Origin of the sequence: Pseudoflavonifractor phocaeensis, from assembly GCF_016901955.1 — a bacterium.
GTDB classification, from domain to species: domain Bacteria; phylum Bacillota; class Clostridia; order Oscillospirales; family Oscillospiraceae; genus Flavonifractor; species Flavonifractor phocaeensis_A.
Genome location: NZ_JACJLC010000038.1, coordinates 18,096 through 28,447, shown reverse-complemented (window position 1 = coordinate 28,447; position 10,352 = coordinate 18,096). Strand labels below are relative to the sequence as shown.

Sequence of the window (10,352 nt, the reverse complement as noted above, 5' to 3'; positions counted from 1 at the left end):
ATTCAGACCCGGGACGAGGCACAGCGGGGCGTTTGAGCCAGCCGGTCTCCTCTGCCTGGCGGGTACGCCAGGTGCGGGCGGGAATATTGTTGTGATGATTCTGTTCCATGATACCCTCCTTACTGAAGCTCCGCCAGAGTAGGCATGGCGGGAATGGCGCCGCTGCGGGAGCAGGTCACCGAGGCGGCACGGTTGGCAAAGCGCAGGATCTCCTCCAGCTCGGCGGCGGTCAGCCCCTCCAGAGGACGGTTTTCCCGGGCCACCAGGCGGCTGAGCACAGATCCCAGGAAGGTGTCCCCGGCGCCGTTGGTGTCGGCCACGGTGGTGGCTACCCCGGGCACCAGGCCGGTCTGGCCCTGCCAGCGGTAGAAGGAGCCTTTATCTCCCAGGGTGATGAGCACCAGGGAGATCCCCCGCTCCGCCAGCCGGCGGCTGGCCTCCTCCGGGTCGTCGGTGCCGGTGAGGAGTGCCAGCTCCTCGTCAGACAGCTTGATGAGGTCCACCAGGGGCAGGGGGGTACGCATCCACTCCACCGCCTCCTCCCGGCTGGACCACAGAGCCTCCCGGTAGTTGGGGTCGTAGCTCACCAGCACCCCGGCCTGCTTTGCCTGCCGGGCGGCAAAGATGGTGGCCGCCCGGGCGGGGCCACCGGTGAGACTCACTGAGCCAAAATGAAGCACCTTGCTCCGGGTCAGCTGGCCCAGGTCCAGCTCCTCAGGGGTCAGGCCGCAGTCGGCACCCCGGACAAAGCGGAAGGAACGCTCCCCCTGAGGGGTGAGTGTGACCACCGCCAGGGTGGTGGGATCGCTGCCGGTGCGCAGGCCGGATACGTCTACCCGGTTCTCCTCCAGCACCCGGCGCAGGTAGTCGCCAAAGCCGTCCCGGCCTACCTTGCCCACGAAGGCGGTGGAGGCCCCCAGCCGGGCGGCGGCCACCGCCACATTGGCGGGCGCGCCGCCGGGATTGGCGGCCAGCAGGGGAACGCCCTGGGGATTGATCCCGGTCTGGGTCAGGTCGATGAGTACTTCTCCGATCGCGGTGATATCTGTCATGTTGAGCCACCTCTGACCAAATATATTTGAATTTTAGTGAAAACGATTTCATTCATACTATAGCACAGCCCCACAGGGTTGGCAACTCCTTTTCCCCTTCCTGTTTTGAACAAACTTTTCGGCGGGGAATTGACATTTCCCACAATAGGGTCCAGAGTAAGAGGACTGCGGGCCGCCACAGAAAAAATCGGGCGGCGGAAATCAAAGCGGGGCGGTGTGCCGTCTAATGGGTGAAAGGAGGGGATGGAGCTTGACGGAACTGGAATTTACCGAGCGGGCCCAGAAGGCCAGAGGGAAGCTCTACCGGGCGGCCCTGCTCACCCTGGGCAGCCAGACCGCCGCCATCGATGCAGTGGACGAGGCAGTGTACAAGGGGTATCTGAGCTATCACAAGCTGCGGCAGCCCCAATTCTTTGACACCTGGCTGGTGCGTATCCTCATCAACGTGTGCCGGGACGAGCTGCGCCGCCGGAGCCGGGAGTTGGCGGTGGAGCGGCTGCCGGAGACCGCCGGGGAGGACTTTGACGCCCTCCCCCTGAAGGAGGCCATCCGCCGCCTGCCGGAGGAGCTGCGGGAGGTCATCATCCTGCGGTACTTTTCCGGGTTCACCCTGGAAGAGACCGCCCAGACGTTGGGCCTGCCCAGGGGCACCGTGTCCACCCGGCAGCGGAAGGCTTTGGCGCTGCTGAAACTGGATCTGACAGAGGAGGGAGTATCATGAACCGACAGCAGGAGTATTGGGAACTGCTGAGACAGCTGAACCAGCTGCCCCCGGAATTGGACGGGACTGTGGACCGGGCCAGAGCCCGGGCCAGGCGGAGCCGCCGGGGCCGGCGGTGGGGGATCTCCCTGGCAAGCCTGGCGGGGATGTGCGCCAGCTTTGTCATCGCCGTCAACGCCCTGCCTACCTTCGCCCTGGCCTGCGGCAAGGTGCCCGTGCTGCGGGAGCTGGCCGCCGCCGTGGCCTTCTCCCCCAGCCTGTCCGCCGCCGTGGAGCACGACTATGTGCAGTACATCGGCCAGAGCGCCCAGGTGGACGGGGTCACTGTCAGCCTGGAATATCTCATCGCCGACCAGCAGCAGATTGTGGTCTTTTACCGGCTGGAGGGGGCGGAGGAGGAGTGCTACCTGGCCTGCACCCTGAAGGATGAGGCGGGAGAGAAGCTGACCGGCTACTCGGTGATCGGCGGCCCGGGGGGAGAGGAGCTGAACCGGCTGGAGATCCACTGCAAGGAACTGGAGGTGCCCGACACCCTCCGCATGGAGCTGACCCTGGTGGAGGCCTCCACGGGCAGTGGGGAACGGCGGGAGCGGGGGACAATTTCCTTCCTGGTAGGGCTGGACCCCGCCAAGACCGCCCCGGCGGTGACCATCCCGGTGGACCGGTGGGTGGAGGTGGACGGCCAGCGGCTGCTGGTGGAGAAGCTGGAAATCACCCCCACCAAGACCACCCTCTATCTGGACGACGACGGGGACAACACTGCCTGGCTGGTAGGGCTGAAGTGCTATCTCACCGACGGGGGCGGGACGGTATACGGCCGGGAGGGCAACACCCTGACGGCCACCGGCCGGGTGGAGTCCAAGGGATTTTACACCTACTACCTCCAGAGCCTGTACTATGCGGAAGACCTGGAACACCTGACCCTCCACATCGACGGGGCCATCTGGCTGGACAAGGAGGCGGAACGGCTCACCCTGAACCTCACCGACGGCAGCTATACCGGGACCCTGCCTGACTGTGTGGGCAGCGTGGCGGTGAAGGAGCAGGGCGGCACGGTGATCCTGGTGGAGTCGGTGGAGGATCTGTCCCCCCTGGAGCTGACCTTCTATGACCCGGAGGGGGGCGCCCACCGGTTCAATGGCTCCGGCATGAGCGGAGACTGGACCGACGAGAATGGGGTGTACCACCCCTTCCAGCATGACTACCGGCTGGAGGATTACCCCTGGGACACCGTGGAGCTGGAGTGGAGCTATACGGCAGTGATCGAGCTGAAAGCGCCCATGGAGGTGCCGCTGGGGTAGGAGATCCCGCTGGGCCGGCCGGTGTCCGGCCCCTGCAAAGGGAGACAGGTTTGCCGGAGACAAAAAGATGAGCTGCCGCAAATCGCGGCAGCTCATCTGCGCTTAATAGACCACCACGGTGGTACCAAAGGGAAGATTGTTCCACATCCAATTTACGTCCTGATCGTACATGCGGATACAACCGTGGGACACCGGCCGGCCGATGGTGGGATCCAGCAGGGTGCCGTTGGTGCGGTAAGTACGGGTGTGGAAGGCGTGTCCTCCGTTGAAAATCATGGGGCGGCTCACATAGTAGGTGTCAAAGTCCCACTTGTTCATCCGGTACTGGTACCGGAATACCCCGGGGACGGTGGGGGTGGTGTTGGCGCCGGTGGCACAGGTGAAAGCGTGGATCAGCTTCCACTGCCGCTGGCTGCCCTCAAAAATGTTCACCTTCTGGGTCAGGCGGCTCACCCATACCAGATATTTGCTGGTGCTGCTATAGCCTTTGATGTTGACGTAGTTTTCCTTTTCCGACTGGGTGTAGTCGGTGTAACGGGTATAGTTCTTGGTGGAGATATTCAAATCGTTCCAGCCAACCCAGCCGGTCTGGCCATTGGACAGCCTGATCTGCCGGGCCTGATCGGTGGCGTAGGTCAGATAGGTCACCTTGGTGCCGGCGGACACCGTGCGGATGGCTCCGGTGAGCCGGTAGCTGCTGTACAGCGTGGTGGTCCGGCGGAGGGTGGCCTCGATCTCCATGGTGCGCACCGGGGTGGACATCTTTTCAATGTGCTTGTCCACCGTCTGGGAGAGCTTTACGGTCTGACCGCCGCAGGTCACCCGGGCCTCGATGGTGGTGGAGGGGGTGGGGGTTCCGGTATAGCTGGCGGTGGTCTGGAAGGTGGCCTGGACCCCCTCGTACAGCAGGAACTGCCTGTACTCTTTCACAAGCACCCCATCCACATACCAGGACAGGGTGCCCTCCCGCTCCCAGGTGGTGCCGACAGCGGCATCGGTGATACCCAGCTGATTCAGCTGGATGGTGGTGGTGATCAAAGGAGAGGTGGGGGTGGCATCATTGGCTGGAGTAACGGCAGTAAGCTTGGCATTGCCCAGGCCGGGTTCAGTGAAGTGCTGGGTCTGGGTAGTGGCAGTTTCCACGGAGCAGCCGCTTGCATAGACCGCGGCCAGGCCCACGGAGCCGCCACCAGTGAGACGGCTGCCCGTTTCCAGCAGACGGGCATACTGGACCTGGACCCCGGAGCCAACCGTAGCGGTAGCGCCCAGTAGATCTATCCGATTAAAGCTGCCGCTTTGGAGGGTGACCGCGCCGGAGGCCACCACGTCACCGCCGCCGCTAAGGACGGCGTTGCCGGCATTCACCCGCACGGGGATGGTTCCGGTCTGGTTCACCTGGACATTGGGCCCCACACAGACGATCTCATTGGCGGTGCTGGTGCCTGACAGTGTCACAGAGCCGGTATACACCACCAGTTGACCGGTGATCTTAACATTGGACAGCTCCACATGGTTGAAGGCGCCGGACAGATACAGGTTGCCGTTGATGGTCCGGTCAGAGATAGTACAGTTCCAGGTGCGCAGCACGGCGGAACCGCTCTGGGGCAGGGCACCGTCGGTGACCAGATTTTCCGCCAGCCGGTAGATCAGCTGAACCAATTCCTGCTGGGTGATATTGGACTGGGGATTTAGCTGGTTGTTAGTGGCCGTCACATAGCCAGCAGCCACCATTCCCGCCATGGGTCCCGCCGCCCAGTCGCTGATCTTGGTGTTATCGGCATAGCTGTTCAGCAGGCTCTGATCTCCGTCGGGCACACCAAAGCAACGGGCCAGCAAGACGACCGCCCGCTCCCGGGTCAGGTAGCCTCCTGGGTTGAGCTTGCCCCCGCTACTGTCCAGCAGGCCGATGGACATGGCCTTGGACAGGGATTCGTAATATAAGGTGGAAGGAGTCACGTCGGTATACTTGCTCAGATCGGCCTTCTGCTGAAGTCCCAGCAGCCGGACGATCATAGCCGCCAGCTCACCCCGGGTGGAGGGGGTGGTGGGGTGGAGCTCGCTCTGAGCCAGCAGATATTTCTGGGCAAAGGCCATCGCGTCAGACTGCGTACCGGCGGCTCCCGCCCAGGGGATCATGGAAATCAACAGAAGCAGCGTCAGCAACAGGGCAGAAACTCGTTTCAATCCGCACCATCCTTTCCTAGTTCCATACTGGAGTATTATACCAAAGTTTCATCCGAGACGCAATAGAATGGGGGACAAAGCGAGGGCCCGCCCTGTGAGCACAAGGCGGGTCCCATTGGGCGCTTATACTTTTTGGCGCATCAGACCGTGGCGGTTACAGTAGAGATAGAGCCAGCCACAGCCCTGAAACCGAAAGCGACACTGGGCGTTGCCCTCGGGGTACAGCTTCACCTGCTGGAACCGGTCCGAGGTGACGTAGGCCAGAAAGGAGATGAAGTGGGCCTTGGTCATGGGGTGGTGGACCACAAGAAACTGTTCGTCCTCCACCGGCTCCATCGTGATCCGGTGGGCTCCATCCACCTCCTCCGCCTCCAGGGCGGGCAGAGTCACCCCACAGCAGCTCACCACTGTCTCCCCCATGGTGTGGATGATGTTGCCACAGATGGGGCAGACGTATAGCTTGGAGCGGAGCAGATTGGCTGAGCGGTTGCGGTTTACCACCGTGTCTCCCGACAAAAGCTCCATCACCGATACCCCCAGGGCTGCCGACAGGGGTTCCATCAGGGTAATGTCCGGCAGCCCCCGGCCGGTCTCCCACTTGGAGACGGTTTTGTCGCTCACATCCAGCTTTCCGGCCAGCTGGGCCTGGGTGAGCCCCCGGGCCTCCCGCAGTCCCTTGATGGCGGCGCCGGTAACATAGGAATTCATAGCCTTCCTCCTGTACGTTTCTGAGATGCTATGAGTATACCCGCCGCAGGCCCGGGGGGCAACCTACGCTGCGTAGAGGGATCAGTCCTGGAAGACGCCGGTGGACAGATAACGCTCCCCGGTGTCAGGGAGGACGGTCACGATGGTCTTGTCCTTGAATTCCGGCCGCTTGGACAGCTCCATGGCCGCCCAGGCAGCGGCCCCGGAAGAGATGCCGGCCAGCACCCCCTCAGTTCGGGCCAGAGTTTTGGCAGTTTCCATGGCGGCCAGACCGGGGACAGGGAGCACCAGGTCCACCACCCCCATATCCAGGGTGCCGGGGACAAAGCCGGCGCCGATGCCCTGGATCTTGTGAGGACCGGCTTTTCCGCCGGAGAGGACAGGGGACTCGGCAGGCTCCACCGCAACCACGGTCACAGTGGAGTTTTGCTCTTTCAGATAGCGACCCGCTCCGGTGATGGTGCCGCCGGAACCCACCCCGGCCACCAGTACGTCTACCTTGCCGTCGGTGTCCCGCCAGATCTCCGGGCCGGTGGTCTCATAGTGGGCCCTGGCGTTGGCCTGGTTGTTGAACTGGTCGGGCATCCACGCGCCGGGAATGGTGTCCAGCAGCTCCTTTGCCTTGGCGATGGCGCCGCTCATGCCTTTGGCTCCCTCAGTGAGCACCAGCTCGGCCCCCAGGGCGGACAGCAGGCTCCGCCGCTCCTGGCTCATGGTCTCCGGCATGGTGAGCATCACCTTGTACCCCCGCACCCGGCCGATGTAGGCCAGGGCCACCCCGGTGTTGCCGCTGGTGGGCTCCACAATGACGGCACCCGGCTTCAGCAGGCCACGCTCCTCCGCGTCCAGGATCATGTACAGCCCCGCCCGGTCCTTGGCAGAGGACAGAGGGTTGAAGCTCTCAAGCTTGGCCAGAAGATTGGCCTCCGGGGCAAAGCGGGACAGGCGGAGCAGAGGGGTGTTTCCGATCAGCTCGGAGATGGTGTGGGCGTACTTCATAGCGATACCTCCAGGAGGAATGATTTCAGGATGGATCTAGCATAGCACAGAAATCCCACAAATTCAATAGGAATTTTGGGAGGCGTAGCAGCCAGGATGGGAGTAAAGAAAAGATAAAAGGCCGCCGTTTCACGCAAACGGCGGCCTTTTCATGGGTTAGAACATGGGGACGACGGCACCCTCGTAAGTCTCTTCCATAAAGGCCTTGGCGGTTTCGCTCTTGAGCGCGTCCACCAGAGCCAGGATGGCGGGATCGTTCTCGTGGCCCTCCTTCACGGTGAGCACGTTGACGTAGGCCTGGGCGGCCTCGCCGTCGGCGGACTCCACGGCCAGGGCGTCGGCCACCTTCAGGCCGGCGTCAATGGCGTAGTTGCCGTTGATGACCGCCAGGTCCACGTCGGCCAGACGGGAGGGGATCTGGCTGGCCTCCAGCTCCACGATGTCCAGGTTCTTGGGGTTCTCGGCGATGTCGGCCTTGGTGGCAGTGATGCCGGCGCCCTCCTTCAGGGTGATGAGACCCTCCTGCTGGAGCAGCAACAGGGCACGGGCCTCGTTGGTGGTGTCGTTGGGCACGGCGATCTGGGCGCCGTCGGCCAGCTCCTCGATGGAGGCGGTCTTGCCGGCGTACAGGCCGAAGGGCTCATAGTGGATCTCGGCGGCGCTCACCAGGTGGGTGGAGTCGCTGACGTTGAACTCGTTCATGTAGGTGATGTGCTGGAAGTAGTTGGCGTCCAGCTCCTCATTTTCTACAGCCAGGTTGGGCTGGATGTAGTCGTTGAACTCTACGATCTCCAGGGTGATGCCCTGCTCGGCCAGAATGTCCTTCACGGCCTCCAGGATCTCGGCGTGGGGAGCGGGGGTGGCGCCCACCTTGAGGACAGTGCCCTCAGCCACAGGGGTGGTCTCGGTGGAGCCGGCGGGGGTAGAGGACTCCACAGGGGTGGTCTCGGTGTTGCCGGCGGGAGTGGAGGAATTGCCGGCGGGGGTGTTGGCGGTGCCGCCGCCGCAGCCGGCCAGCAGGCCGAAGGTCAGCGCGCCGGTCAGGAGCAGAGAGACAAGCTTCTTCATGATTCATTTCTCCTTTTTGTGATCTCACCCAAATTTGGGTACAAAAAAACGCCCTTGAAGATTGTTCAAGGACGAGAGCTTTCGCTTCGTGGTACCACCTTGCTTCACCCATACCTCACGGCAGGGGCCTTATGGAGTACAGTCATACTCCTGCGCGTTCACGGGCGCTCCCGTCGCAGCCTATACCAGAGGTAGTCGGTGCGCCGCTCCAAGACCATGTTCACCAAAGCCTTCCGTACCCGTTTCCACCTGCCCGGGCTCTCTGTGCCGTATCTCAATGGCTACTCTTCTCTTCCTCGCGTTTGAAGGGCATTATTCAGTTCCCATTTGGGTTGCAATTAGTATATGCCACATTACCGGTTCCGTCAAGCCGTTATTTTGCACAAAAGAGCGGGGACCCACGGCTCGCCGCAGGTCCCCGCTGTGTTTTGCTTATTGGAAACCGGCCTTTTCCGTCCGGCTGGATTTCCGCTTCTTTTTCCGGTCCACGGCGCGGATGCGCTTGTCCAGCCGCACAGAGGCCCGGGTACCGATGGACTGGAAGATCTGCACCAGGATCACCAGCACCACTACGGAGACCCACAGGATGATGGTCATTCGGCGCTGATAGCCCAGGTTGAGGGCCATGGAGCCCAGACCGCCGCCGCCGATGGCCCCAGCCATGGCGCCGTAGCTGAGGATGGTGATGAAGGCGGTGGTAAAGCCGGAGATCAGGGAGGGTCGGCTCTCGGGGAGCATCACCTTGGTGATGACCTGGAAGGGAGAGCAGCCCATGGACAGGGCGGCCTCCACCACGCCGCTGTCCACCTCCCGGAGGGAGGCCTCCACCAGCCGGGCCACAAAGGGAAAGGCAGCCACGATGAGGGGTACAATGGTAGCCACCGTGCCGATGGAGGTGCCCAGAATCAGACGGGACAGGGGAATGACCATCACCATCAGGATCAGGAAGGGAACCGAGCGCAGAATGTTGATGACAAAATTGAGTACCGCCATCACCGGCCGGGGCAGGGGGAGCACGCCGCCCTGCTCGCCCACCACGGTGATGACGCCCAGGGGCAGGCCAATGACATAGGAAAAAAAGGTGGAGATCACCGTTAGATACAGAGTCTCCCAGATGGCAAAGAGCAGGCCGTTCTTGCTCAGCTCCAGCAGTCGGAGGACCTCTTCATTCTGCAATAAATCAGCCATGGTAATCGGGCACCTCCTCCACGGTAACATCCTTTTGAGCGCGCAGGTAATTCATAGCCTTCACGGCCTCGTTCTTGTCCTGGGGCAGGCCCAGCAGCATAGAGCCGAAGGCCTTGCCGTTTACGTTCCGGGTGTCCGCTCCCAGAATGTTCACCTTCACGCCGCAGTCGATGGCCAGTGAGGCAATGAGAGGCTCATAGGAGGAACCTCCGTTGAACACCACCCGCACCACGCCGGCCACCGGGAACTGGTCAATGTTGGCCCCCTCGGGGAACACCAGCTTGCGGCCGGCCTCGGTTTTGGGGTTGGAAAAGACCTCTTCCACGGTGCCGGTCTCCACCATATGACCATGGTCCAGAATGGCAACATGGGTACAAATTTCCTCCACTACCGCCATCTCATGGGTAATGACCACTACCGTGATGCCCAGCCGCTGATTGATATCCTTGATGAGCTTCAGGATGGAGCGGGTGGTGGTGGGGTCCAGGGCGGAGGTGGCCTCGTCACACAGCAGCACCTTGGGATTGGAGGCCAGGGCCCGGGCAATGGCGATGCGCTGCTTCTGGCCGCCGGAGAGCTGGGCGGGGTAGGCGTTGGCCTTATCGGGCAGGCCCACGATGTCCAGATATTCCAGGGCCCGCTTTTTAGCCTCCGCCTTGGGCACTCCGGCGATCTCCATGGGGAAGCAGATGTTTTTCAGGCAGGTGCGCTGCATGAGCAGGTTGAACTGCTGAAAGATCATGCTGATGGACCGGCGCTGCTGGCGCAGCTGGGCGGGGGGCATGTCCATCAGGTTTTCACCGTCAATGTATACCGCGCCGCTGGTGGGGCGCTCCAGCAGGTTGATGCACCGCACCAGGGTGGATTTGCCCGCGCCGCTCATCCCCACGATGCCAAAGATGTCCCCGTCGTTAATGGTCAGGTCAATATTTGACAGGGCCTCAAAGTCCCCGTCCTCCGTGGGAAAGACCTTGGACACTTGTTTGAGTTCTATCACAGGCCTGTTCTCCTCTTCTTGATTTAAAAAGGCCGTTTCCTGGGGAAACAGCAGGTTTCATGCAGAATTTATTGTATGACAACCGGACGTTGCTGTCAAGCCGTTTTGCGGAGAGCCGGGCCGTGAGGGTGTCG

At 62.2% G+C, this 10,352-nt stretch carries 9 protein-coding genes; 2 read left to right on the top strand and 7 right to left on the bottom strand.

The annotated features are described in order from the left end of the window. Positions 1–119: 119 nt before the first annotated feature. Positions 120–1,052 carry a carbohydrate kinase family protein gene (locus H6B51_RS09970; protein ID WP_204883539.1) on the bottom strand — a complete coding sequence of 311 codons (933 nt, stop codon included), beginning with the start codon at positions 1,050–1,052 and terminating at the stop codon, positions 120–122. 250 nt (positions 1,053–1,302) lie between these two features. On the opposite strand from H6B51_RS09970, the gene H6B51_RS09965 reads away from it, so the two are divergent. Beyond that, entirely contained in the window at positions 1,303–1,773 is a 471-nt protein-coding gene (locus H6B51_RS09965) for a sigma-70 family RNA polymerase sigma factor (protein WP_243421232.1), read from the top strand. After that, a complete protein-coding gene (locus tag H6B51_RS09960; protein WP_204883537.1) occupies positions 1,770–3,074 on the top strand; it encodes a DUF4179 domain-containing protein in 1,305 nt (434 codons plus the stop codon). Before H6B51_RS09965 ends, H6B51_RS09960 begins: the two co-directional genes overlap by 4 nt. 102 nt (positions 3,075–3,176) lie before the next feature. Here the strand turns inward: H6B51_RS09960 and H6B51_RS09955 are convergent, their stop codons facing one another. The 6 genes from H6B51_RS09955 to H6B51_RS09930 form a co-directional block, all read right to left on the bottom strand. Beyond that, entirely contained in the window at positions 3,177–5,258 is a 2,082-nt protein-coding gene (locus H6B51_RS09955; RefSeq protein WP_204883536.1) for a L,D-transpeptidase family protein, read from the bottom strand. A gap of 123 nt (positions 5,259–5,381) precedes the next feature. Next, entirely contained in the window at positions 5,382–5,966 is a 585-nt protein-coding gene (locus H6B51_RS09950; protein ID WP_204883535.1) for a helix-turn-helix domain-containing protein, read from the bottom strand. Between the two features lie 81 nt (positions 5,967–6,047). Continuing rightward, a complete protein-coding gene (gene cysK / locus H6B51_RS09945) occupies positions 6,048–6,965 on the bottom strand; it encodes a cysteine synthase A (RefSeq protein ID WP_204883534.1) in 918 nt (305 codons plus the stop codon). A 156-nt stretch (positions 6,966–7,121) separates the two neighbouring features. Next, positions 7,122–8,033: a MetQ/NlpA family ABC transporter substrate-binding protein gene (locus tag H6B51_RS09940; RefSeq protein WP_204883533.1), complete on the bottom strand. Its 912-nt coding sequence runs from the start codon at positions 8,031–8,033 to the stop codon at positions 7,122–7,124. Between the two features lie 432 nt (positions 8,034–8,465). Continuing rightward, positions 8,466–9,221: a methionine ABC transporter permease gene (locus tag H6B51_RS09935; protein WP_204883532.1), complete on the bottom strand. Its 756-nt coding sequence runs from the start codon at positions 9,219–9,221 to the stop codon at positions 8,466–8,468. After that, a complete protein-coding gene (locus H6B51_RS09930; protein WP_204883531.1) occupies positions 9,214–10,218 on the bottom strand; it encodes a methionine ABC transporter ATP-binding protein in 1,005 nt (334 codons plus the stop codon). Before H6B51_RS09930 ends, H6B51_RS09935 begins: the two co-directional genes overlap by 8 nt. Positions 10,219–10,352: the final 134 nt, after the last annotated feature.